The sequence below is a fragment of the Staphylococcus kloosii genome (genome assembly GCF_032139365.1).
GTDB lineage: Bacteria > Bacillota > Bacilli > Staphylococcales > Staphylococcaceae > Staphylococcus > Staphylococcus kloosii_A.
Genome location: NZ_JAVTDB010000085.1, coordinates 1 through 25,879, shown reverse-complemented (window position 1 = coordinate 25,879; position 25,879 = coordinate 1). Strand labels below are relative to the sequence as shown.

The window sequence follows — 25,879 nt, the reverse complement described above, 5'->3', positions numbered from 1 at the left end:
AACAATAACATACTTTATTACGTTATACAAAAATAGCAATCACACCTTGTAATGCACCTATAATCCCACCTAAAATAAAGCCTAATAACATGATTAATTTCAATTCTTTATTGGCTATATCGATGATTAATCTTTCAATATAATCTAAGTCAAATGTATTAATTTGTTGTTCAACCATACCACTTAAATTAATTTTTTGCATGATTGGCGTAATGTGATGACAAATATTATCAATAATAACGTTCGTCAATTTAGCTGACACGCTGCTTTCTAAATAATTGATGAAGTCAGGCATAAGTTGATGAATCGGTGTATTGACTTGTTTATCGATATTAAGGTAATTCACGATTAACGTCGCCACTGATTGTTGCATTCGAGCAAATTTTTCGTCATCAAGTACTTCATTTAAGTGCTGTTGTTTTAAGTTTTGATATTCACTATTTATGATTTTACTAGCAATTGCATTGGCTTTCGGATGACTCGTTAATCTAATTAACTCACTTTGAATACGGTCAACGATACTTTCTTTAGACATAAACATTTGTAACATACCTACAATTTTTCCTTTTTCATTAAAGAATGTCTCTAGCATCGATGATATATCTTGAGTACCTTTTTCTGAGTTTAAATAAATATATGCGCGTTCAAATAATAATTCGTGTAGATGAGCAACTTTGTCATCGAGTAGTTGCTCTACCTCTGCAGGTAGGATATCAGTTAACTTTTCATTGTAATTAGACTGATAATATTGTTTAAGTTTAGTTGATATTAAATCTGTAGCTTTATCATTAATCAATTGCGTATCTTTAATGTCTAGTTTTGTTAAAATATCCTGAATTGTTATATTATCGCTTTTTAATTTATGAATCTGCTCTTTGATCAACTCTTCGATAGCTGCTCTAGATGTAGGTGCATTCAATTTAGCATAAATGACTTCTTCAGTTAACAAGTGTTCTTCTATCACTTGCCCAATTTTAGAAGCTATTTCTTCTCTACGTTTAGGAATCAAACCTGGCGTAAAGGGTACTCTTTTTCCAAAAATATAATATGTCTTGAACGGATGGAATAACATTTTTACAGCAATGATATTTGTAACACCACCGATGAGTGCCCCAATAACAATCATAAATAAAATGATTAATAGTGCATGCATAAGTAATCTCCTTTATATTTTTTTATATTGCATTTAGTCCTAATATTTGTATCATATTTTCAAAGTATTAAAAAACGTTACCACTTTATATTCAAGTTGTGGTAACGTCATTTTACTAAATCATATTAAAGGTAATTTAGTCATATAAGATGGACTGTGATTAAATTATTTAACATGGGGTTTCGCAATATTGAATAATTCTTCTATCACAATATTAGTTTTATACGTGCATAAGTTCCTCTTTAGAAACTTTTCCAAAATATGTTTCAGCTTCTCTTAATTTAGATGTACCAAAAATGGGTTGTGTTTCTTGGTTTAACACTCGGTAAATAGTGCTTACTTTGTTACTTTGTAAAATATAACCGTTTCTGCTATCAACAGTATTCCAATAAATATCACTTGTAGTAGAATGATTAGGATATGCACAATGACCTCTAGATATTGTTTGAACCATTTCTAAAGGATCACAACCAAAGGCACTATTTAGTACGTCTGAATCTCTAAATAACGCACAAATTGATACGCAAGTTGTCCAGTTTGGTAAAACACGTTCTTTTTCAATTTGAACTAATGTCTTTTTTGAAAGTCCGATTGTTTGGGCCATTGTATCTTGAGTATAGCCCGCCTCAATACGTACCATTTTGAATTTTGTTTGAATTAAATCTGTAAAAGTCTGTCTATCCATTACTTTAATCTACCTTTCATAAAAGAATAATTTTATCCGGACACAAGAAATTGCAATAATACACGCTTCTTGAAACACAAATTACATCTTAATACATTATGAATCAAAATAAAAGAGAGAAATTTAATTTTCATTATATTTTACTAATGTTTGTGACATATGTGTCGCATAATCAAAATTTTAAGAAATGTGCAATAATTCCAAAATATCTATAGTCCCCTTAACATTTCAATTTTATAATATACTATATTTTTACTTTTTACTCATTTTAACTAAAATAACTATCTATATATTATAGCGCATTATACAATACTTATCATGCATAAATTTAAATTCGTCTATTTTCTATATCTGAGTGATATAATTTTACAGTTAGTATATTTTTACTTATAATTTGAATTACTTTGTAAATTAGGAGTGAAAGCAATGAATGACAAATTTATTTTATTAGCAACGTGTAAAGACAAAGTTGGTATCACTTCATTAATAGCAAACTTAATTGCTAAATATGATGCTAATATATTACATCTTGATCATTTTACTGAATACAATAATAATGATGACGAGGGAAAATTATATTTAAGATTTGAATTTGATAAAGTGCCGGAATTAAAACCAGTATTAGAAGAAGAACTACATAAACATGATATTTCATTCGAGCTTTTTGATAGTTCAGAGAATACAAGAATCGCATTATTTGTATCAAAAGAAGATCATGCTTTTAATGAAGTATTATTAAGAATTGAACGTGGAGAAATTCCAGCCGAGGTTGTATGTATCGTCAGTAACCATGAAAATAACCGTCGTTTTGCTGAAAACCTTAATATTCCATTTTATTACGTACCTAACAATGAAGAAAAATCAGTTGTTGAAGATAAAATACTTAAAATTGTTGCAGAACATCATACAGATTTAATTGTATTAGCAAAATATATGCAAATCCTTACAGACAACTTTGTGCGTCATTACAAACATAAAATCATTAACATACATCATTCGTTTTTACCTTCATTTATTGGTGCCAACCCATATAAACAAGCTTGGGAACGTGGTGTTAAATTTGTAGGTGCAACGAGCCATTATGTTACTTCTGATTTAGACGAAGGTCCAATTATCGAACAAGATGTTACTCGAGTTAACCATCGTTACAGTGTACAAGATTTAAGAAAAATCGGCCGTCATGTTGAGTCAACTGTATTATCACAAGCAGTTGAATATCATGTACTTCATAAAGTAATCGTTACCAATAACAACAAAACTGTAGTCTTTTCATAAAATAAGAGTTACAAAGAGAGCGAGCCAAAAATCTTATTTTCATAAGAAGATTTCGAATTCCCGTCCTGGCGCATGGATGACTAGAGTTGAAAGCAGCTTGATACGAGCGCATTTTCAATTCAGTCACCGACTGCCCATATAAAAGTAGCGCCTGAAGACAATATGATGTCTCAGGCGCTTTTATTTTTCAATATATTCAATTAACTATGCGCATGTTCAACTTGAGCATGTTCAATTTTTTTGTCTTCTGATTTTGAAATAATTAGAGCACAAGCGGCATCCCCAGTAATATTTACTGAAGTTCTAGTCATATCTAATAATCTATCAATACCAAGAATAATACCGATAGCTGCTGGATTTAAATCAACAGCATTTAAAACCATTGCTAACATAATCAAACCTACGCCTGGTACCCCTGCTGTACCAATAGAAGCGACTACTGCGACAACAACAACCGTAATTAATTGTAATACTGATAACTGTGCCCCAGAGATTTGTGCAATAAATATTGTAGCGACCCCTTGCATTATTGCCGTACCGTCCATATTTATTGTGGCACCTAGCGGTTGAACAAAACTAGCTATCTCTGGTCTAACACCCATTTTCTTAGTACAGTTCATAGATACAGGTAATGCTGCATTTGAACTCGAAGAACTAAAACCAAGTGTAATCGCAGGTAAAAATCCTTTAAAAAATGCGAAAGGACTATGTTTGCCTAATACTTTAACTGCAGCACCATAAACTACGAAAAAGTGAATTAACAGTGCGGCTAGTACGATAACAAAATATAATCCCAGCTGTTTAATCGCACCAAATCCAGCGCCTGTAAAAGCATGTGCAACTAAGCCGAACGTCCCAATTGGCGCAAATAAATTCATAATCATAGTAATAACATACATGAGTACCTCATTAAATTGTTCAAAAAACCTATGAACGACTTGGGCTTTGGACCCTACCATTATAATACCTACACCAATAAAAATTGCGAAAGTGATGATTTGTAACATATTTCCTTCCGACATTGCTTGTAATGGATTTTTAGGGAATAAATTAATCAATGTTTGATCAAAAGTTTGTTTAGCCGCAGAATCTTGTCCCTCATTTTGCTTGTTTAAAGTTTGCTGATACTTCGTTACATCTTTACTATTTAGTAAATCCGAATGGCCAGCACCTGGTTTAAATATTAAAGCCAATGCTATTCCTATACAGATAGCTATAGCAGTCGTTGATAAAAAGAAAGCGAGGGTCTTTGCACCTATGCCTCCAAGTAACTTTGGATCCCCTACGCCTACTACCCCTAATACAATAGATACAAATACAACAGGTACTACCAACATAAATATTAAATTCAAGAATATTTGTCCAACAACGTTAAATACATACTTATCAATACTAGTTACAAAATTAGACTGTGCATAAATATTACAAATTGAACCCACGGTAATGCCTAAAACAAGAGCAATAACAATTTTAATACTAAGATTCTTTGTTTTCATTTTCATCCCTCCTTGTTATTACTGTATATTATATAGTAATTTTACATTTTGGGAAGTATAAATATACAAAGAACAAAAAGACCATGCATTAAAATATCAATACATGGCCCCGTTATTTTATATTAATTTATTTTCCATAGCATAAATTGCAGCTTTCGTGCGATCAGTAACTTGTAATTTATTAAATATATGACTGACATGTGTTTTAACAGTTTTTTCAGAAACAAATAAAGTCGATGCTATCTCTTTATTTGTTTTACCTTTTACCATTTCCGTCAACACTTCAATTTCTCTCTTAGATAGTTTATTCGTCATATGAGGTTTGTTATTAACACTTTCTATTACATTTTGAGCTTGAGGATGAATGATTTTTTCTCCATTTAAAACTCTATTAATAGAATCTATAAGTTGCTCAGGCTCAACATCTTTCATTTCGTATCCGTCAGCACCTTTGTCGATAGCAGAAATGACGTGTTCATCGTCAATATAACTTGTTAGCACTAATATTTTGATTTGCGGATATGTCGTTTTTAATCTCTCAGTAATTTCTATACCGTTCATATTCGGCATAACTAAATCCAGTAGTACAATATCTGGTAATTCATTTTCTGCTATGTAATTTAAAAATGATTGACCATCTGAAAATCCTTCAATAACTTCTAAATCTTCAACTGTAGATAGTAAAAACTCTAAACCTTGTCTCACTATATGATGATCATCTACAAGTATTATTCGATGCATATTACTCTTCCTCTCAATCAATATCAAATTGGAATGGTTAATGATATTTTTGTGCCTTGGCCATAACTAGACCGAATATTAATTTTACCATTAATCATTTTTATACGTTGTCTCATATTATTCAATCCGTGTGATACTTGATGTGAATTATGTTGAATATTAAATCCTGTACCATAATCAGCTATTTCAATATATAAATATTTATCATGTTGTTTCAAAGTCAGCTCTATTTCTGTTGTATTTGCATGTTTTTTTACATTGTTTATTGCTTCTTGTAAAACACGGTACACATTTTCTTCGATTAAACTTGGTACATTGATTAAACCTTCTACTTGGACATTTAAATTTAATTGCAACATTTCACAATAACTCGTTAAAGCATTAACTATGCCTTGTTCTAATCCTATTGGCTTTAATTGCCAAATTAAAGCGCGCATTTCATTTACGGCTTGCTGACTTGTTTCTTCAATAGTGTTAAATGCTTTTTTTGACATTTCTTCTTTTGACATTGCTTTAGCTGCATGTGCAGTTAATTTTACTGAAAATAACATTTGATTAACTGAATCATGTAAATCACGTGCCAACCTATTCCGTTCATTTATTCGTGCCGCTTCTTTTTCTTGATCGGTCAGCCAAATACGTTTAATAGCTGAACCTATTTGAAATGCCACAGATTCTAATAATTCTAAATCCTCTTCACTATAACTTGTTGTATATGGCGTCGCAACATTTAAAAGACCAAACTGCTCTTGCCCGGATCTTAATGGCACTGTTGCATGATGTGTAATACCATCTGTTTCTTCATAATGTGCCTTTGTGGCTAAATTGATGCGTGAACAGTTAATTATATTAGAAGCCTTCGTTAATTTTTCGTTATTGTATGCTTGTACACACCAACATGTACCTTCTTGCATATATTGGCAATTATTTTTAGTCAAAGCACCTGGTAGATTAGTATCAGAAACAAGTTCATGATTGCCTTCATGATCAATAAAAAATATCCAACCTGTACTAAAATCACTACCATTAATTAAAAATTTAAGTGCGCCTTGCATCATATCATATGTTTCTGTCTCTTCATTTAAAAATTCTGCTATTTCTTTAAGCAATGCCAAACGCGTTGGTTTTTCCATTTTACCGCCCCAGTCTTGAACACTTTTCAATTAATTAACATTATACAATGTTAATTTTATTATTGAAAATAGTCCGTTAACTTTCTCATATATTTCTTAAAGTTAATTTTTTAAACGATATGAATATGGTATGATAATAAAGAATATTGAGGAGGAAGTTATGAAATTTACAATCCCACAAAGCTATGATAGCAAAACGTTAAGAGAGATATTTCAAGAATTAACATTACCAAAAAAAGATTTACATTTATTAAATATGTCGAAAGAAATTACAATAAATGGTGAAATGAGCACATTTACGACTAAGGTTTATGCTGGAGATGTAGTCTATATCCCAACGCCAGACGAAAAAAGTAATTATCTCCCAAGTTATAGATATGCACAAATTTACTATGAAGACGAAGATATTGCCGTTATTATGAAACCTAAAGGTGTAAAAACACACCCAAATGATTTAAAAGAAAGTAATACGCTAATGAACCATGTCATTTACACAATTGATAGTGATTACGTCGAACCCATACATCGACTGGACCAAGAAACTGTAGGTTTACTTATCGTAGCTAAAAATCCAATAATGAAAAAAATATTAGATAAAATGCTAGAAGAAAATAAAATAGAACGTATATATAAAGCACACGTTCATAGTTTATTACCTATTAAACCTCAAACGATTGATATGCCAATTGGCAAAGATAAGTTCCATCCAAATCGTAGAAGAATTTCAACTACCGGACAACGTGCGATTACGCACATTATTGATTCTAAAATGATAGAAGAGAATGTATGTGAATTAGACTTAAAATTAGATACCGGACGTACACACCAAATTCGTGTACATTTAGCACAAATTGGACATCCCGTTATAGGCGATCCACTGTACGGAAACTCTACCTTACGTCAATTAAAACTAAACAGTCATCAAATTGAATTTACACATCCACTTACACAAACATTTATTTCTGTATCATTAGATGATAAATAACATTTATAAAAAACGTTACCGCTATAACGCGGTAACGTTTTTATTTAATAACTTAATTATTTAGGGTCCACCATATCTTCTGGTTTAATCCACGCTTCAAATTGTTCTTCAGTTAAGTGACCTGATTGTATCGCAGATTCTTTTAATGTTAAGCCTTCTTTATGTGCTTTTTTAGCAATTTGTGCAGCTTTTTCATAACCAATATGTGGATTTAAAGCCGTTACTAACATTAATGATTGATTTAAGTAATTGTCGATGTTTTCGTTAATAGGTTCGATACCTATTGCACAATTATCGTTAAATGTTTGCATACCATCTGCTAATAAATAAATAGATTGTAATGTATTATGCATAATCACTGGTTTATAAACGTTTAATTCGAAGTTTCCTTGTGAACTTGCGATACCTACCGCTGCATCATTACCCATAACTTGAACGCCAACCATAGTTAACATTTCACATTGTGTTGGATTTACTTTACCAGGCATAATTGATGAACCAGGTTCATTTTCAGGTATAGAGATTTCAGCTAAGCCAGCACGTGGACCTGATGCTAACCATCGTACATCGTTAGCAATTTTAGTTAAATCGGCTGCTAATGCTTTTAAAGTACCATGTAATTGCACAACTTCATCGTGAGAAGTTAAAGCATGGAACTTATTCTCTGATGATACGAATGGATATCCTGTATTTTCAGAAATAAATTTCGCTACTTTGTTGCCAAATTCAGGGTGCGCATTGATTCCAGTACCTACAGCAGTACCACCGATAGCTAGATTTAAAATATGTGCTTTAGATTCATGTAATAACGTTTCACATTTATCTAACATATATCTCCAACCACTAATTTCTTGGCCTAACCTAATTGGTGTCGCATCTTGTAAGTGTGTACGTCCAATTTTAATAATTTCTTGGAATTGTTGTTCTTTATCCTTAAATGTATCTCTTAAAGTTTTTAGCGCTGGTTCAAGTTTAGTTTCTATTTCAGTATACAGCGCAACATGCATTGCTGTTGGGAATGTATCGTTTGAGCTTTGTGATTTGTTCACATCATCATTAGGGTGAATATCTGCCGGTTCATTTTGCTCTTCTAAGTATTGATTGGCAACATAACTTACAACTTCATTTACGTTCATGTTACTTTGCGTTCCACTACCTGTTTGCCAAACAACTAATGGGAAATGTTCGTCTAACTCTTTATTTAAAATACGATCACAAGCATGCACAATTGCATCTTTTCTAACATCGGATAATTTACCTAATTCATGGTTAGCTAGCGCTGCACCTCTTTTTAATTGAGCGAAGCCATAAACAACTTCGATAGGCATACGTTCTTTGCCGACAGGGAAATTTCTTTTACTACGCTCAGTTTGCGCTCCCCAATATTTATTAGCTGGCACTTCTATTTCTCCAAATGTATCATGTTCAATTCTTACAGACATAATGTGTCTCTCCCCCTGTGATTATCTTTGTTCAACTTTAGTATATCATTAATTAATTTAGTCGGGCAATGACATAATATAGCGTTTTCATAATAAGCGTAAAATTATTATATTGAGACAACAAAACAGAACAAATAAGTCAAAATGAAATTTTGAAAAATTGTTCTGTCTCAATACTTCTATTTAATTATTGTCGGTCACCGTACTATGAGCATAGAAGTTTTTAGCAGCTTGAATTACGCCAATAGCTGTTAATATTAATAATATCGCCCCTATGGTCATTGTTAACGGACTTATTGCTATTAATGCACCTAAAAATCCATCTAGATTACTATAAAAATTATTTAATGGCTTCATTAATAAAACTGATATTACAATACAACAAATAACACTTATAATGACACCAGTTTGGTTTGATTTAATAAATGTTTTAGGATTTACATTATCTACTAATCCTTTAGATAAATTAATTTGCATTTTTATTACTTTGAATAAAATAGGTAAGTATATCGCTCCAATTGCCATTGGGAATCCTTTTATTGAAATTAAATTAATAACGACAGCCGCTACCATTATGTATTTCCAATTTTTTGCTATCATTCTTATTTTCTCCTTAACCAATTTATTGTCTTAATCATAACATATGTATAACAAAATGATGACTGCTGAGTTAATAAAAAAGGAGCAGGACAAAAATCTTATTTTTAATAAGAAGATTTAGTATTCCCGCCCCAGCAAGGATGACTAAAGTTGAGAAAAGCTGGATATAAGCGCATTTTTCAATTCAGTCATCTACTGCCGATATAAAAATAGAGCCTGATGACAATATTATTGTCTCAGGCTCTAATCATATTTAGTCTAAATCGGAACGTGTCTTTGGATCATGCGTTTTGTTAAGTTTATCTTCATCATTTTCTTCCGAAATTTGTTCCATTTCTTTGCCTAATTCGACTAAATCTGAGTAATCATCAACCATTTCATTTTCAATGTTTTCATCATCTTCATAATGTTGATGTGTATTTTCATGAGTCATTATAATTCACCTCTCATAACTAACTCATAGTATTAACTTACGCAAATTTTGCCGTAAAATAATGACGTACATCTTCAGGTAAACCTTCGGCAGCAGCTTCATCTAAAATAACATTGACCACTCTATGCGCTTTTAAATCTGCGGGTTCATAACTTGTTTTACCATTCTCTGCGTATAATTTTTGCACCGCTTCTTTTTTATCGCTACCAGTAACAACTAAAAATACTTCACGCGCATTTAATAATCCTTGGCGAATACTAACATCTAATTTGCCTGAGCTATCAATTGAAGCTACTTGTAAAATTAATTTACCTTTATTCTCTTTTGTTTTGATTTTATCGCCGATAAATGACTCAGTATCTTCACTAAATGAAATATTGTAAATTTGACCTTCCGGTACACCCAATGCTTCATAATATGATTTATGGTCATCATAATCTAAAATATTAATCTGACTGAAATCTACAGCGTGTGTATCAACATTTTTCTTTAGTTCATCTAAAACAGGCGCATTATCCTTTGTAAGATGTACCCCAGCAATAGTTGTCGGATTATTATTGAATTGTTTTCTTAAAATATCAGCTACATATTCTGCTACAATATTTTCATTTTCTAAAACTTTAAAGTTCATTGCCATAGTGTTTGCACTCCTTGTTATCCATTAAATATAGACGCTTATATTGCTTTACTACTACCCTAGTTTGTAAGCAGATAAACGCATTGTTTATACCATTATTAACATCATTGTATATTTTATCATTCTTAATATCATAATTATACAAGTCTTTATTTGTCATTTCACTATTTTAATTACATCAATTATGTTAAATTTGGAAAATCCTGTTGTCTTAAAGCTTCATAAATTAAAATCGATGCCGTATTAGATAAATTTAATGATCTGATGTTAGTATTCATTGGCATTCTTAAAGCAGTATCTTGATACTTTTCTTTTACCCAATCTGGTAAACCTGTCGTTTCACGTCCGAAAATAAAGTAATGTTCTTCTGCACTATTAGAAAAATCAAAATTGGAATAAGTCTTCTTCCCAAATTTTGTTAATAGATAATAATTTCCTTCAGTGTCGTCGAAAAATGCTTCAATACTTTCATGATAAGTAATGTTAACACTATCCCAATAATCAAGACCAGCACGTTTTAACATTTTATCATCTGTACTAAAGCCTAATGGTTTTATCAAATGTAAATGCGTATATGTGCCAGCACAAGTTCTAGCGATACTACCTGTATTTCCTGGTATTTCAGGTTGAAATAATACGATGTGATTCGTCATAAGGTTAACTCTCCTGTTCTAATCCTTTAATCATTTCTTGTTGTACTTCTTCAATTTCAGAAGCATAATGTTCGTTTATAAATTCAGTTGCTTCATCACCCAATATTTGCCCAATTGCCCAATATGCCGTACCTCGAATCATTGGTCTTGGATCGTTTAATGCAACGTCTTTTAACTCAGGAATTGCTGTAGTTTCTTTAAAATGAGCTAAAGCTAAAATTGCATTTCGTTGGATTGGCTTTTTACCTCTCCAAGCACCGGCTAGATGACCATAAGTATTTTTAAATTCCTTATTACTCATTTTTAATAGTGGCACTAATCTTGGTTTTAAGATTTCAGGTTCTAATACGATATCGTCGTGCTGCGTATTGATACCTTTATTTTTAGGACAAACTTGTTGGCAAGTATCGCAACCATATAATCTATTGCCAATTTTATAACGATATTCGTCTTTCATGTAGCCTTTGGTTTGGGTTAAGAAACTAATACATTTTTGGCTATTTAATTGACCGTCACCTACTAATGCACCAGTGGGACACCTATCTACACATATCGTACAATCACCACAACTATCCATAAGAGGATCATCTGGTTCAAATGGTATACTGACTAGCATTTCACCTAAATATGTCCACGTACCTAAATCGGGATTAATGACAAAACCATTTCTTCCCGCAAAACCAAGACCAGCTCTTTCGGCAACAGCGCGATCAGATAGCACGCCAGTATCTACCATTGATTGAACTTCCACGTCAGGCACTTTGGTTTTTAAATACTCAGCTAGCTTGTCAAGTCTATTTCTCATTATCGTATGATAATCTTGACCCCATGACGCGCGAGCAAACATACCTCTTCTATCACCTTTTACACTCTTAGGCGCACCTTTTAATTTATTGGGATATCCTACTGCGATAGCTATAATAGATCTTGCTGTAGGCAATGAAAGCTTAGGTTCAGTACGCAATGAAATATCTGATTCTTCGAAACCAGAAGCATAACCTTGTTCATGATAATTTATAAGTTTTTGTTTTAATTCATCAAATGGATCTGCAGTTGTAAAACCTATACTATCTATACCAATCGAATGTGCGTATGTAATAACATCTTGTTTTAATTGCTTAATATCCATTTACTCACTCCATTAAAAAAACATACATATATTAGTGTAACACATCACAAATGTATAGAGAATAAATGAATATCATTACAAAAACATAAAATAAAGACAGTAATATCTTATTTTTAAAATAATAAGATATTACTGTCTTTTTAAACTTATTTATAATACTCGAGCTAAGAATGACTTAGTTCTCTCATGTTTTCTATTGTCAAATACTTTAGTTGGAGTGCCTGATTCAACAACTACGCCGTCTGCCATAAAGACAACTTTATCACTAACATCTCTAGCAAATGACATTTCATGTGTAACGACAACCATTGTCATCCCTTCTTTGGCTAAATCTTTCATTACCGCCAAAACGTCTCCTACAACTTCAGGGTCTAAAGCAGATGTAGGTTCATCAAATAACAATACTTTTGGATTCATAGCTAAGGCACGTGCAATAGCAACTCTTTGCTTTTGACCACCAGACAATTGAGCAGGATATGCATCGGCTTTATCACCTAATCCTACTTTTTCTAATAGTTTCAAACCATCGCTACGCAATGCGTTGGCATCACCTTTTTTTAATAATGATGGCGCTAATAATACATTGTCGATTACTTTTTTATGTGGAAAAAGATTAAAGTTTTGGAACACCATACCCATTTGTTGACGCAACTGTTCAAGTTGAGTATGTTTGTCCATTAAATTGTTGCCTTCAAATATTACATCTCCACTAGTCGGAGTTTCTAATAAGTTCATGCATCTTAACAAAGTACTTTTACCACTACCTGAAGGTCCAATAATTGCTACTACTTCACCACGTTCTACTGTTAAGTCTATCCCTTTTAACACTTCGTTTTGGCCAAAATTTTTAGTTAAATTTTTAATATCAATCACTGACTTTTAATCTCCCTTCGAAGAAATACATGACACGAGATAACGTGAATGTAAGTACAAAGTATAATATTGCTGCTACTAGTAATGGCGTGAACGGATCGAATGATGCACCTTGAACAACTTGTGCATTAAACATAATTTCACTTACACCAATAACTGAAATGATAGATGATTCTTTAATAACAGTTACAAATTCATTGCCTAGTGCCGGTAATATATTTTTAATTGCTTGAGGTAAAATGACCGATTTCATCGTTTGGCCATAAGATAGACCTAAACTACGCGCTGCTTCCATTTGACCTTTATCAACAGCATTAATACCAGCTCTGATAATTTCTGCTATGTAAGCTGAACAATTAATCACGAGCGCAATCATACCGCAAATCAATGCTGAAATATCAAGTCCTAAAACGGCTGTCGAACCAAAATAAACTAAAAACACTTGTACGAGTAATGGCGTGCCTCTTAAAAATTCTATATATGCAGATGCTAACCATCTTAGTGGTTTAAATTTACTTAATTTAAACAATGCAATAATTGCGCCAAATAATGCACCTAAAACGACACCGACAATAGACACAAGAATCGTATTTCCTATACCTTTTAAGAAGAAGCTACCATATTTAGTAAAGAAGTTTCCGTCATCTTTTTTCATAGCTTCGGCTGCTTTATCTTTATATTTATCAACTAAATTTTTATCTTTTACTTCTTTAATTGTTGAGTTTAATTGTTTCATCAATGTTGGTGAATGTTTTGGTAGTGCTATCGCAGTTTGTTTCTCACCCTCTTTAAACTTAACACCATTTGCAAATTTTAAATCTGGGTTTTGTTTTAAGTATGCTTCAGCAACAGGTCCTTCAATAACCATGCCGTCAACTTTACCACTTTTTAATGACATGATGACTTCAGGAACTCTCGTTAAAGACTGTACTTGTGCATTGTTGATTTCTTCATTAGCTATCGTTTCCTGTTGTGTTTGCTTTTGAACACCAATTCTTTTATTTGTAAAGTCATCTAGCGTTTTTAATTTATCCTCATTCGCTTTTTTAATAATCATTTTTTGCGTAACTGTCATATACGGATTCGAAAAATCAACTTCCTTTTCACGTTCAGGAGTCGGGGTCATACCAGATATAATCAAATCAATTTTTCCTGTCTTAATAGCTCCCAATAAACTATCAAATTGCATATTTACAATTTTTAACTTTAAATTATTGTCTTTAGCTATTTTTTTAGTTAATTCAATATCAATCCCTGCATACTGCGTCTTCCCTTTAACATTATGTTCAAATTCATAAGGGGCATAATCGGCAGATAAACCTACTCTTAATTCTCCTCTTTTTTTTATTTTTTCCCACTGCTTATCTTCTGCAGCATGTGTTGTTGGCTTAAGATAAAGGCTGATTGAACTTAATATAATAATAGCTGCCAACATAATTTTCCCAAATACTTTCATAAACCATGACCCCTTTCTCAATTATTTTATTATTATACATAATTACGTAAATATATTCAATGAGATTTTAGATAACTTTTAAAAGAAATCATAAAAAATATATAAAAAACTAGGAAAGTATACGCGCTGCAGCTATAACCTTCCTAGTTCTAATATTATTGTTCTGGTATTTCAAATTTATACAATTCATCACTGTATCTATTTATAAATTTTTTGCATAACTCATGAACGAAGAAACCTGCTACAAACGGAATAATAAAGTAACCGAAAACAAGCAATATAATGTTTGTAGTTGGATCTCCAGACATTCTATTGAAAGCATTGATAGGTCCTACAAGACCGGTATAACCAAATCCAGCGGACATCGGTGTTCCTTGTATATTTATAAAATATGCCACTAATCCACATATGATACCATTGATTGCTAAAGGTACTGCTATGATAAGATTTTTCAAATATACTGGTATCATCATTTTAGCTGCTCCAATAATTAATACTAAATTCACACCAGTAGAATTGACTCTCAAAGATCCAAATAAGAAAGTTACACATGAAGCGACGATACCCATATTAGCAGCACCACTGCCTAATCCACTTAAACCAATTGCAGTAGCGATAGCCACAAGTGAAATTGGTGTCACCATTAATAATGCATATGCCACACATATTAAAACTGACATTAACATTGGGTTGAGTTCTGTAAAAGAATTAATAACATGTCCTATTCCTTTAGTGACTTTGGATACGTATGGTAAAGTGTATAATCCTATAATGCCACTAACTACAGGAATCAATACTGGTAAAATGATCATTTCTAATGAGCCTAATTTGTCTTGTAAAATTAAAAATAACAAGCTCGCAATCATTACAACGATAATGATATTGATAATATCGCCAATACCATTCAATGAGATGCCATTTCCCGATAATTTTACCGCACCACTACCAATCATTGCAGCAACACCAACCATCGTTGCACCAGCGCCACTAAACTTAAATTGATGGGCAGTTAAAACACCAATAATAAATGCCATAAACGATTGTATAACTACGACAATGTCATATGTAGTTTGTAATAAATCATTGCCTTCTTTAAAAAATTTTAATAATTCACCTAATAAGGCATTCGGAATTAAGGCTATAACAACTCCAGCCCCTACCGCATTTAAAATATTCATAAAAAATTGCTGTGGGGCAACTTTAGTTTTGCTCATAAGACTATCTCCTCTATATGTATCTTAGACCTAATAATATTATATTACTTATGAAACTACAATATTGAATTGATAAAGAATTTAGTTATAGTTAATACAATAAAAGCTCAAAACCATCTATAGAGGTTTTGAGCTTTTGTATATTAAAATGATAAACTTGGTGGTGCTTTTGAGAAGCATTTTGTAATGCATAGTAAATAAACAAAACCAACACAAGTCCATAACGAACCTAGTATTAGTGCATGTTTATCGAGACTTACGAACAGACTAACGTCTAAAATAACACCAATGATTGGAACAATTAAGTACGGAATTAATTTTACGCCACTACGTTGTCGTTGTCTGACAAAATAGTGAATAATAACTGCTAAGTTAACGAACGTAAATGATATAAATGCTCCAAAATTAATAAATGAGGTAGATGTGCTAATACTCATTAAAATACCAATAAGTCCAACTACACCGATAAACATTAAATTAAATAATGGTGTTTGGCTTCTTTTACCGACGAAACCAAATATTTTCTTATTTAATACGCCGTCTCTACCCATCGCATACAATAATCTCGCACCACTTGTTTGGGCAGATAAACCAGAAGCAAACTGAGCTAGTATTAATCCACTTAGGAATAAAGCTGATAAAAAGTTTCCTCCTACTATCTTAGCGATTTCAAATGCAGCTGATTCTGTATTTTGAATAGCATCGAAATTAGGTATAGTAATTGAAAGTACGTAAGCTACTACTATAAATAAAAAACCACCGATTAATGTAATTAACATTATGGCTCTTGGGATCGTTTTCTCAGGATTTTTTGTTTCTTCTGATAAAGTTGTTACCGCGTCAAATCCTAAGAACGAATAACATGCAATAGAGGCCCCGGCTAAAACAGGTGTTATATGACTTTGTGGTAAAACGAAGACATTTTTACTAACTAAATGACCTTCACCCATACCATGTACGACGCTCCATACACATAGAATAATAAAAATAGCGATGACTAATATTTGAAATACCATGATAAGCAAGTTCATCGTTGTCGTTGTATTAATACCAATAATATTGATTAATGTAGTAACAATGATAAATATGACTATCCAACACCAATTAGGTACGATAGGAAATGCTGTACTTAAATACTCAGCACCTATTAACCAAATAACAAGTGGTAAAAATAAGTAATCCAGTAAAATTGTCCATCCAATCATAAAACCTAATGAACGATTCATACTTTTCGAAACAAATGTATATGCAGATCCAGCTGAAGGGAAAGCCTTTGCCATCTGACCGTAACTATATGCTGTAAATAACATGGCAATTGTTGCAAATAAATAAGCATAAGGTACAAAGCCTTGTGTTGTTTCAAATAATGTACCATATGTTCCAAATACAATCATCGGAGCCATATAGGCGAGTCCAAACATGATAACTTGATAGAGGGATAAAGACTGTTGTAGTTTACCTTGTTCCATATTACACACTCTCCTTAATTGAAGAGAGTTTTTGATAAATATTAGAATGTAAATTATTTACGTAATCTAAATCAGCATCTCTATTAATATTTAAATTAACACTAACTTGTTGCGATTGAGCAACGTTATCAAGCTTTAGTAAAAATTGACCATTATGATCAACTACTGCACTATGACCAAAAAAGTGATGTGGCTCATTAATGCCAACTTGATTCGCAATTGCTACCGGCAATTCATTTTCAAGCGCTCTACTCATTAAATACACATCTTGATGATGTTCATATGGTTGCATGTTTGCTGTAGAGATTAAGATCATCTCCGCCCCTTGAAGTTTTAATAAACGCGCAACTTCTGGAAATTCTAAATCATAACAGATCATCATGCCTAATTTACCAAATTGCGTATTAAAAACTGGATAATCTTCACCTTTAGTAAATAATTTTTGTTCATCAGCAAATAAATGCGTTTTACGATATTTAGCTAAAACTTCACCATTATGGTCTATGTATAACGACGTAATATAAAAATTTTGTTCAGCTAGTTCAGGAAACGAGATAATGGCATCAATATTAACTTGATTACATACTTGTTTGATTTTCATAATTAAATAATCACTATCGCTCATCGCTGTCTCTTCTAAAGTTAGTTGATTCGTCACATATCCAGATAATGATAATTCCGGAAATAAAACAAGTTCACCGTGATGCCTACTCGCCTCAGTTAATATAGTACAAATATTATTAACGTTTGTAGATAAATCCCCAACGTCAGGCTGTATTTGTGCTAACGTTATTTTCATGTTACTTCTCCCCTTTGTTCAAAAATAAAACTACCAATAACTAGTTCAAACAAATACTTACAATTAATTTAGTAATTAAAGTTTTTCTTTAATTAACACATTAATAATTGTCTGAATTTTACTATAATAATTGGTAGTTTAAAAAGAACCAGTTTCCTAAAATTTAAGGCACCAGTTCTAAATATTTTATTTTAAAATAACGTATTATTTAGTCTCGAGACCAAGTTTTTCTCGCAATGTGCCTGCATTATATGATTTTTGTACTAGGCCTCTCTCTTGTAAAATAGGAACCACTTTTTCAACAAATAAATCAAACTGAGTAGGTATCAGTGGCGGCATGACATTAAAACCATCTGCAGCTCCTTTAGTAAACCACTCTTCCATATTATCTGCTATTTTTTCTGGAGTACCTATTATAATATGGTGACCTCTGGCCCCAGCAACAGATTTCATAACATCATCCAAAGTCAAATTATGTTTACTTGCATGCGCTTGAATAATACTTATACGACTTTGAATACCATTACCTGAGTCTAAATTAATTTGTTCAAAAGGTGTGTTTAAATCATAACCACTCAAATCAATATCACCTAAATAAGAAGATAATAATTCTAAACCAATTTCCGGTAGTATTAATTCTTGCAATTCTTCGTAATTTGCTTTTGCTTCTGCGTCTGTATCTCCAATAACAGGAAATATCCCAGGCATAATTACAACTTCTTGATTTTCGCCTCTTTCTTGATACACTTTCTCTTTAACTTCATCAGCAAATTTAGTTGCATCATCTACATCAGTTTGTGCAGTGAAAATAACTTCAGCTACTTTTGATGCAAATGCTACACCTTTTTTCGATGACCCTGCTTGTATCATTAATGGATGACCTTGAGGCGAACGCTCAACATTTAATGGGCCTTTGACTTGAAAGAACTGTCCTTTATGATTAATCGCTTCTGGTTCTTCCTTACTAATGAACTGACCATTTTGTTGATCTCTATCAAAAGTTACATTATCCCAAGAATGCCAAAGTTTTTGTGTCACATCGACAAATTCAGCTGCTTGGTCATAACGTAAATCATGTTCCATATTTTGCGCGCCATTAAAATTTTGAGCCGTATCATTCACACCAGATGTGACAATGTTCCAACCCGCTCTACCATTGCTTATATGATCTAAAGTTGCGAAATCACGAGCAAGTAAAAATGGTTGTGAAAATGTAGTTGAAGCTGTCACTATAAGTCCTATATTTGTCGTTTCTCTAGAAATAACTGACATTAAATTAATAGGTTCAAATCTTGTCATTAAATCGGGATGTGTTTTTTTATCAACAAACAATGCATCTGAAATAAACACAAAATCAAAATGCGCACGTTCTGCAGTTTTCACATTTTCAATAATACTATTTAAGTCCATCGTACCTTTTTTTGCTACGTCTGGATGTCTCCAACTAGCGACATGATGCCCATAACCAGCCATAAAAAAGCCTAATTTCATTCTATTCAACTCTATTCCCCCTAAAACCTTACTATTCCGAGTATTTTAATAAACTTTAAGTTACCATTTTCTGAGCAATCAGTCAATTTATTATCTAACAAAAAGTATAATTTATTTTAAAAATAATAAAGAAGACAGCCAAAGATTGATATGCACCCCATAAGTTAAATTATTAGTCCAACTTTTGATGTGCATATCAGATGACTGTCTTTTATAATTTATTTATTTTCATATTTTATCCGCAGGCACTACATATAAACCCGATAATTGTGTGTTACTTGTACCTTTTCTATTATCCACTCTTACAGCGATCCTACTAGCATTGTCAGGAACAACAACATTTTCTAATTTATACGTACCATCTTCATTTTTAGGGATATCAGTAATTTTTGCTAATAAATTATTTTGCGCATCATAAATAGCATATTCTACTTTAGTATTGTCATCTACTTGTGTTGCACCTACTTGAATATTAAATGTCTTACCAGGTGCTAATTGATCTACTGCTTTTAAACTATAGAACAAATACCCTTTAGGTTTTATAGTAAGTGTGCCATCAGGATTTATAGAATTAACGGGACCCGTTTTTAATGATTGGAAACTATAAAAGTATTTATCTTTGATATGCTTAGCATATTTACCAATATGTTGTTGATTGGTAGGTGTTACAATTAAATTTTTCTCAAATAAATCATTTGTCACACTATTTGCTAATGTCACAGTAAATGATTTAATTTGTGCTTCAGTAGTCCCCGTTCTATTATCTAAACGTAATGATATTCTTTCCGCATCTTTTGGAACAACAAAGTTTTTCAATTCATAATATCCTTCTTTTGATTTCGGTATATCAGATACAACTACCAAATACGTATTATCTTTACGCTGTACACTATATTCAAATTTAGTAGTTTCATCAACTTTATCTGCTAATACTTTGATGTTAATTTGTTTACCAGGTGCCAACTTATCAACAGTTTTTAAGTTATAGAAGAAATATCCTTTAGGTTTTAAAGTCAATGAACCGTCCGCATTTATAGAATTGGCGGGTTTTGTATTTTTAGATTGGAAACTATGGAAATTAACATCTTTATTACTTTGCGCAAATAATTTTAAATGTCGTTTATTACTTGGCACTTTTATAATATTATTTTGTTGTTCATTTGCTTCTACTGCTTGCATAATTTGCTGTAACACAGTTTTAAGTTGAGCTTTAACTTCGTCTACCGACTGAGGTGTTGCTGTAGAAGCAGTAATTGCGTTAACTTGATCAATATATGTTTGAACATCATTCGCTTGTGACGTTAATTTACTACTTTGGTTATTTATATGATCGACTAATTGTTGTTTTAAATTTAAGATAGTTTGTTGATTAAAATTCTGTTCTACAACGTTAAAAGTTAATTTTTCGAAGCCAATATTAGCATCCGCCACAGTACTAAGATTTTTAGAGTCACTAATAATATAACCCCATGCGGCATCTTTTGCTTTATCTAAAGTAACACCTTTTTTAAATTTAATTAGATAGTTTAAACTTCTGCCTACATTTGATTTATCAATAGCAAATTTTTCATCCTCTTTAAACCAATAAAATCCTTTATCATTTCTCTTTAAAACTTCTTCTTGTTCTTTACCATTCCAACGATATTTGACTAAAACTTGTTCTATTTTATTATTTAATGATTCATTCGTTCTTAATCCCCATTGTTCATAACGAAGATTTAACGGTTGCCAACATCCATTTTTATTTTGAGATAATTGCATCTTATTTTTACTGAATGCAAACTCTAAAGCTTGATGTCCTTCAATTTGTTGAATAGTATTTTTAACAGAGAAGTGATTTTGTATCCCACCCGTTTTAGAATCATTTGCCAATTCTTTATAAAAGTTATCGCTATTTCGATTTTGGATTAAATCATATAGTGCATTTAACGTTTTATTTATATTAGTCACTTGTGCAGCATTTAACTTACACGTATTCGCAGTTGATGATAAGGTATCATAATTTTTACTATATACTTTATTCCAATCAATTTCTGTCAATGATGTATAACGTATTGCTGTGTGTAAAAATAGGAGACGCTCTTCATCAGTTAAATGTTGTTCATGGGCATTAATATATTTAAATACATCTACTACATGCGTATCCGTACTTACTTGTTGATTAGTTAAAGTAGTAGGTTTAACTTCATTGTCTGCAGAAATTAAACGTGCTTCTAAATTATTTAATGACAAAATTGCACGTTGATAATCTAAACTACTCGATACATTTTCAGTAGCTTTATTTAATAAATTCAAATAATAAGATTTATTCCCTACCGAAGTAGCAAAAACACTATTCGGATTATTTAATTTAGTAGTGATTTTTTCTTTAAACTTATTTAACGCAAAGTTATTGAATCGTGTATCTAAATTACTTTCCCCTAGGTTTAATTTTTTAAATCCTATATTTGAACCTAACATAGTTCTATTCTCTTTCGTATCACTAATAATATAACCCCAAAGTAAATCTTTAGCTTTGTCTAACACTACATTCTTTTTAAATTTGATAAAGAAATCTACGCCTCCACCTATATGTGATTTACCAACAGTAAATTTCTCATCTTCTTTAAACCAATAAAATCCTTTATTATTTCGTGTTAAAACATCTTTATAATCTTGGCCTTTCCAACGATATTTTACGAAAACTTGTTCTATTTTATTATTCAATGATTCGTTTGTTCTTAACCCCCATTGTTCATAACGTTGATTCCAAGGTATCCATTTCCCACCTTTATATTCAGAAATCTTTTTAGTACTTTTACTTATTGGTATTTTAACAATTTGTTGATCCTGTTCACGTTGAATGTATTTATCTATTTTATAATAATTAACACTTTTTTTCCCTGATAATTCTCTGTAATAACTATCATTGTTACGGTTTTCTATTAAATCATACATAGCATTAATAATTTTATTATTGATATTTACTTTGTTAGCACCTATTACTCTCGAGTTTACAGTGGCAGAAATACCATTATAGTCTTTTCTATAAATATGCTTCCAGTCACGTGGTTGGAAAGAAGAATTACGACTAACCATTCTTAAAAAGTATTTACGCTCTTCGTCAGAAAGATATTTACTATGACTTTCAACAATTTTTAATACATCTACATCTTTCGTCTGCGCACTCACAGACTTCCTAACCACCTGAACTGGATATATTTTTGGTTTACCTACATTTACGTTACTATGATTAGCATTGTGCTGAGGTCTTTGTTCTATACTATGATTAACGTCAAGATCATGATGTATTGTATTAGTAACTGCTTCATTTGTGCTAGTAGTTGCGTTTGACGCTTGAGGGTTATTATTTACTTGTGATTCCCCCAATCTATCAATGGCTCCATTTACTAATTGACTTTGCTGTGTTCTTGATTGAGAAGAAACTGATGAATCATTATTTTCGTTAACCTGACTTATCTTTTGCAAATGATTGCTTTGTGTATTTTCATTATCACTGTTTGAAGACTGATTATGTACATTATCGCTCAGCTCATTGACAGCTTCTTCGCCTGTGCTATTTGTTACATCATTTTCCCTACTACTTTGTACGACATCACTTGGATTACTACTAACATTGTTGCTTTGACTTACTTGTTCTGATGCTTGTGCTTCTTGATTACCACCATAATAGAGTGCACTACCTACTAAAATTGAAGCAATACCAATACTAAATTTTCGAATAGCATACCTATGCTTTGTAGTTGAAATGTGTGCTTTATAACTTCTCACAATAGATTACTCCCTTATTCAATAAAGTAAAATGAGTACATAACACATAGATATATATTTATTACTATAAAAAAATTATATAAACATTTCGAAATTATTATATAGAAGACCAGTAAAGATAGAAAGATTGTTTGAACCGAAAGTAAAATTAATCAAAATATTTGTAAAAAAAGTGATGCAATTACTCTAATAAAAGATATAACGTATTATTACGTTCATGCTTTATTTTATATTTCAAAAATATAAGTTAAAGTTACCTATAATTAAACTTTTCTTCTATTTTAAATTTTAACTAAAATGAAGTATTGACATGGCGTATTTATAAATGTAATATATTTTAATATAAATTCAGAAAATTCTAATACAAAGTTTGTATTCACCAGAACTCAGCTCAAAATAAAGTTAGAGTTCAAATTTTTAGACTTAATCCTTAGTATTCTGATAAGAATGTTAAAAGTAAATTTAAAGGAGTGTTATTATGCAAAAAATTATTATATTTGCTTTAGCTGGATTTCTAGCTGAATTAGTAGATGGTTCACTAGGTATGGGATATGGCGCTTCAGCATCATCTATTTTATTAACATTTGGGATTACTCCTGCTATAGCATCAGCAACAGTGCATTTTTCAGAAATACTAACGACTGCTGCAGCAGGCACATCACATTTGAAGTTTAATAATGTACATAAACCTTCAGTATTGAAACTAGCGATCCCAGGTTCAATCGCTGCTTTTATAGGGGCAATGTTTTTAAGTAATGTAAACGGAGACTTTATGAAACCAATAATATCAGTATTTCTATTATTATTAGGAATTTATATTATTTACCAATTTCTTTTCAAAAGTGATAAAAAATTAAACAAAAATGCTGGCTTTAAAAAGGTATCCAATTTTGTACTGTTGCCTCAAGCAGCTATTGCAGGATTTTTAGATTCTATTGGTGGCGGTGGCTGGGGACCAGTTAACACACCCTTGTTACTTTCGAGTAAAAAAATTGAACCGCGTTATGTAATCGGTACGGTATCAGCAAGTGAATTTTTCGTAACTATATCGTCATCACTAAGCTTTTTAATTTTTCTAAATTGGGCTTCAATAAATTGGATATTGGTCATAGTCTTAGGGATCGGAGGCGTTATCGCAGCACCAATATCAGCTTGGCTAGTAAAATCGTTACCGATAAATATTCTTGCTATAGGGGTTGGTGGCCTGATTGTTTATACAAATATAAGTTCATTAGCATCAATATTTATAAATAATGGAAATGCTATAATCACAGTGAAAATTGTCGTCGTGTTAACTTGGCTATCATTAGTATTAACAACAGCTTTAAGAAACAAAATAAAAGTATCAACATCAAACACATGAAAAAAAGCCTCTATACAGAGGCTTTTTATATATAAAAAATTAAATTATTAAAGAAATTAAAAAACCCCACTTTATGTGAGGTAAATTGAGTATTATGAAATACCGGTGGTCGGGTTCGAACCGACACTCCAATGAAGGAACGGGATTTTGAGTCCCGCGCGTCTGCCAATTCCGCCACACCGGCCCAATAGATAAACAAAAAACTTCCCTTTGGAAGCAATTATAGAGCGGAAGATAGGACTTACACCTATACCTTGTTCCGGGAAGGAACCTGTTCTAAGAATTAAACTACTCCCGCATTTGTTATTAAATTGAATGGAGCGGAAGATAGGACTTACACCTATACCTTGTTCCGGGAAGGAACCTGTTCTAAGAGTTAAACTACTCCCGCATTTATTATTAAATTAAATGGAGCGGAAGATAGGATTTGCACCTATACCTTGTTCCGGGAAGGAACCTGTTCTAAGTGTTGAACTACTCCCGCATTTATTATTAAATTAAATGGAGCGGAAGATAGGATTTGCACCTATACCTTGTTCCGGGAAGGAACCTGTTCTAAGTGTTGAACTACTCCCGCATATCACATGGAGGCGGCAACCGGATTTGAACCGGTGATAAAGGTTTTGCAGACCTCTGCCTTACCACTTGGCTATGCCGCCAATTTACTGGGCTAGCTGGATTCGAACCAGCGCGTGACGGAGTCAAAGTCCGTTGCCTTACCGCTTGGCTATAGCCCATTAATATTAAGGGCGGTTGATGGGAATCGAACCCACGAATGTCGGAACCACAATCCGATGCGTTAACCACTTCGCCACAACCGCCATGGCAGGGGCAGTAGGAATCGAACCCACATCAAAGGTTTTGGAGACCTCTATTCTACCGTTGAACTATGCCCCTATTAAATTATAAATGGTGGAGGGGGGCAGATTCGAACTGCCGAACCCGAAGGAGCGGATTTACAGTCCGCCGCGTTTAGCCACTTCGCTACCCCTCCATGTGATGCCGGCCAGAGGACTTGAACCCCCAACCTACTGATTACAAGTCAGTTGCTCTACCAGTTGAGCTAGGCCGGCCTGTATAA

21 protein-coding genes and 10 tRNA genes are annotated in these 25,879 nt (G+C 32.3%); 3 read left to right on the top strand and 28 right to left on the bottom strand.

The genetic code is table 11. From position 1 onward, the window contains the following. Positions 1 to 22: 22 nt before the first annotated feature. Together RPL90_RS12170 and xdrA are read right to left on the bottom strand one after the other, a co-directional pair. Positions 23 to 1,153, bottom strand: a complete 1,131-nt coding sequence (locus tag RPL90_RS12170) for a DUF445 domain-containing protein (protein WP_313550065.1) — start codon at positions 1,151 to 1,153, stop codon at positions 23 to 25. A 220-nt stretch (positions 1,154 to 1,373) separates the two neighbouring features. Next, positions 1,374 to 1,838, bottom strand: a complete 465-nt coding sequence (gene xdrA / locus RPL90_RS12165; RefSeq protein ID WP_313550062.1) for an XRE family transcriptional regulator XdrA — start codon at positions 1,836 to 1,838, stop codon at positions 1,374 to 1,376. A gap of 426 nt (positions 1,839 to 2,264) precedes the next feature. Between xdrA and purU the strand changes: the two genes are divergently transcribed. Beyond that, positions 2,265 to 3,113: a formyltetrahydrofolate deformylase gene (gene purU, locus RPL90_RS12160; RefSeq protein ID WP_313550059.1), complete on the top strand. Its 849-nt coding sequence runs from the start codon at positions 2,265 to 2,267 to the stop codon at positions 3,111 to 3,113. A 200-nt stretch (positions 3,114 to 3,313) separates the two neighbouring features. Here the strand turns inward: purU and RPL90_RS12155 are convergent, their stop codons facing one another. The 3 genes from RPL90_RS12155 to RPL90_RS12145 form a co-directional block, all read right to left on the bottom strand. Continuing rightward, positions 3,314 to 4,609 carry a dicarboxylate/amino acid:cation symporter gene (locus tag RPL90_RS12155; protein WP_313550056.1) on the bottom strand — a complete coding sequence of 432 codons (1,296 nt, stop codon included), beginning with the start codon at positions 4,607 to 4,609 and terminating at the stop codon, positions 3,314 to 3,316. 117 nt (positions 4,610 to 4,726) lie between these two features. Beyond that, positions 4,727 to 5,350 (bottom strand): response regulator transcription factor, encoded by a 624-nt coding sequence (locus tag RPL90_RS12150; protein WP_313550053.1) that lies wholly within the window; start codon positions 5,348 to 5,350, stop codon positions 4,727 to 4,729. A gap of 23 nt (positions 5,351 to 5,373) precedes the next feature. After that, positions 5,374 to 6,483 (bottom strand): GAF domain-containing sensor histidine kinase, encoded by a 1,110-nt coding sequence (locus tag RPL90_RS12145; RefSeq protein ID WP_313550050.1) that lies wholly within the window; start codon positions 6,481 to 6,483, stop codon positions 5,374 to 5,376. 160 nt (positions 6,484 to 6,643) lie between these two features. Between RPL90_RS12145 and RPL90_RS12140 the strand changes: the two genes are divergently transcribed. Continuing rightward, the gene (locus RPL90_RS12140) at positions 6,644 to 7,468 is read left to right on the top strand and encodes an RluA family pseudouridine synthase (protein ID WP_313550047.1); all 825 of its coding nucleotides are present in this window, start codon (positions 6,644 to 6,646) and stop codon (positions 7,466 to 7,468) included. Positions 7,469 to 7,524: 56 nt separating this feature from the next. Here RPL90_RS12140 and fumC read toward each other — a convergent pair whose 3' ends face one another. The 13 genes from fumC to RPL90_RS12075 form a co-directional block, all read right to left on the bottom strand. Further along, positions 7,525 to 8,910: a class II fumarate hydratase gene (fumC, locus tag RPL90_RS12135; RefSeq protein WP_313550045.1), complete on the bottom strand. Its 1,386-nt coding sequence runs from the start codon at positions 8,908 to 8,910 to the stop codon at positions 7,525 to 7,527. Positions 8,911 to 9,093: 183 nt separating this feature from the next. Then, on the bottom strand, positions 9,094 to 9,510 hold the full coding sequence (locus RPL90_RS12130) for a hypothetical protein (RefSeq protein ID WP_313550042.1): 417 nt from the start codon (positions 9,508 to 9,510) through the stop codon (positions 9,094 to 9,096). A gap of 253 nt (positions 9,511 to 9,763) precedes the next feature. Then, positions 9,764 to 9,943: an SAS053 family DNA gyrase inhibitor gene (locus tag RPL90_RS12125; RefSeq protein ID WP_313550039.1), complete on the bottom strand. Its 180-nt coding sequence runs from the start codon at positions 9,941 to 9,943 to the stop codon at positions 9,764 to 9,766. Between the two features lie 37 nt (positions 9,944 to 9,980). Further along, positions 9,981 to 10,580 carry a glucosamine-6-phosphate isomerase gene (locus RPL90_RS12120; protein ID WP_313550036.1) on the bottom strand — a complete coding sequence of 200 codons (600 nt, stop codon included), beginning with the start codon at positions 10,578 to 10,580 and terminating at the stop codon, positions 9,981 to 9,983. A gap of 182 nt (positions 10,581 to 10,762) precedes the next feature. Next, complete coding sequence (gene trmL / locus RPL90_RS12115) at positions 10,763 to 11,233, bottom strand: tRNA (uridine(34)/cytosine(34)/5-carboxymethylaminomethyluridine(34)-2'-O)-methyltransferase TrmL (protein WP_313550033.1); 471 nt, start codon at positions 11,231 to 11,233, stop codon at positions 10,763 to 10,765. A 4-nt stretch (positions 11,234 to 11,237) separates the two neighbouring features. After that, entirely contained in the window at positions 11,238 to 12,362 is a 1,125-nt protein-coding gene (queG, locus tag RPL90_RS12110) for a tRNA epoxyqueuosine(34) reductase QueG (protein WP_313550030.1), read from the bottom strand. A gap of 150 nt (positions 12,363 to 12,512) precedes the next feature. Continuing rightward, positions 12,513 to 13,235, bottom strand: coding sequence for an amino acid ABC transporter ATP-binding protein (locus tag RPL90_RS12105; protein ID WP_313550028.1), 723 nt, complete (start codon positions 13,233 to 13,235; stop codon positions 12,513 to 12,515). Then, positions 13,228 to 14,691: an ABC transporter substrate-binding protein/permease gene (locus tag RPL90_RS12100; protein ID WP_313550025.1), complete on the bottom strand. Its 1,464-nt coding sequence runs from the start codon at positions 14,689 to 14,691 to the stop codon at positions 13,228 to 13,230. Before RPL90_RS12100 ends, RPL90_RS12105 begins: the two co-directional genes overlap by 8 nt. A 155-nt stretch (positions 14,692 to 14,846) precedes the next feature. Continuing rightward, positions 14,847 to 15,905 carry a PTS sugar transporter subunit IIC gene (locus RPL90_RS12095; RefSeq protein WP_313550022.1) on the bottom strand — a complete coding sequence of 353 codons (1,059 nt, stop codon included), beginning with the start codon at positions 15,903 to 15,905 and terminating at the stop codon, positions 14,847 to 14,849. 143 nt (positions 15,906 to 16,048) lie between these two features. Next, complete coding sequence (locus RPL90_RS12090; protein WP_313550019.1) at positions 16,049 to 17,374, bottom strand: APC family permease; 1,326 nt, start codon at positions 17,372 to 17,374, stop codon at positions 16,049 to 16,051. 1 nt (position 17,375) lies between these two features. After that, positions 17,376 to 18,173 (bottom strand): carbon-nitrogen hydrolase family protein, encoded by a 798-nt coding sequence (locus RPL90_RS12085; protein WP_313550016.1) that lies wholly within the window; start codon positions 18,171 to 18,173, stop codon positions 17,376 to 17,378. A 204-nt stretch (positions 18,174 to 18,377) separates the two neighbouring features. After that, complete coding sequence (locus RPL90_RS12080; RefSeq protein WP_313550111.1) at positions 18,378 to 19,664, bottom strand: LLM class flavin-dependent oxidoreductase; 1,287 nt, start codon at positions 19,662 to 19,664, stop codon at positions 18,378 to 18,380. A 228-nt stretch (positions 19,665 to 19,892) separates the two neighbouring features. Then, a complete protein-coding gene (locus RPL90_RS12075) occupies positions 19,893 to 23,435 on the bottom strand; it encodes a YSIRK-type signal peptide-containing protein (RefSeq protein WP_313550015.1) in 3,543 nt (1,180 codons plus the stop codon). Between the two features lie 478 nt (positions 23,436 to 23,913). Here RPL90_RS12075 and RPL90_RS12070 point away from each other — a divergent pair, with 478 nt between their 5' ends. Further along, positions 23,914 to 24,798 carry a sulfite exporter TauE/SafE family protein gene (locus RPL90_RS12070; RefSeq protein WP_313550014.1) on the top strand — a complete coding sequence of 295 codons (885 nt, stop codon included), beginning with the start codon at positions 23,914 to 23,916 and terminating at the stop codon, positions 24,796 to 24,798. Between the two features lie 100 nt (positions 24,799 to 24,898). Here the strand turns inward: RPL90_RS12070 and RPL90_RS12065 are convergent. The 10 genes from RPL90_RS12065 to RPL90_RS12020 form a co-directional block, all read right to left on the bottom strand. Further along, a tRNA-Leu gene (locus tag RPL90_RS12065) sits at positions 24,899 to 24,982 on the bottom strand. A gap of 132 nt (positions 24,983 to 25,114) precedes the next feature. Continuing rightward, a tRNA-Gly gene (locus RPL90_RS12060) sits at positions 25,115 to 25,189 on the bottom strand. Positions 25,190 to 25,207: 18 nt separating this feature from the next. Continuing rightward, positions 25,208 to 25,282 (bottom strand) — tRNA-Gly (locus tag RPL90_RS12055). An 18-nt stretch (positions 25,283 to 25,300) separates the two neighbouring features. Continuing rightward, a tRNA-Gly gene (locus tag RPL90_RS12050) sits at positions 25,301 to 25,375 on the bottom strand. 8 nt (positions 25,376 to 25,383) lie between these two features. Beyond that, a tRNA-Cys gene (locus RPL90_RS12045) sits at positions 25,384 to 25,457 on the bottom strand. A gap of 6 nt (positions 25,458 to 25,463) precedes the next feature. Then, positions 25,464 to 25,535 (bottom strand) — tRNA-Gln (locus tag RPL90_RS12040). An 11-nt stretch (positions 25,536 to 25,546) separates the two neighbouring features. Beyond that, positions 25,547 to 25,619 (bottom strand) — tRNA-His (locus RPL90_RS12035). Positions 25,620 to 25,621: 2 nt separating this feature from the next. After that, a tRNA-Trp gene (locus RPL90_RS12030) sits at positions 25,622 to 25,695 on the bottom strand. Positions 25,696 to 25,708: 13 nt separating this feature from the next. Further along, positions 25,709 to 25,792, bottom strand: a tRNA-Tyr gene (locus RPL90_RS12025). Between the two features lie 6 nt (positions 25,793 to 25,798). Further along, positions 25,799 to 25,871: transfer RNA gene (locus RPL90_RS12020), tRNA-Thr, on the bottom strand. Between the last annotated feature and the right edge of the window lie 8 nt (positions 25,872 to 25,879).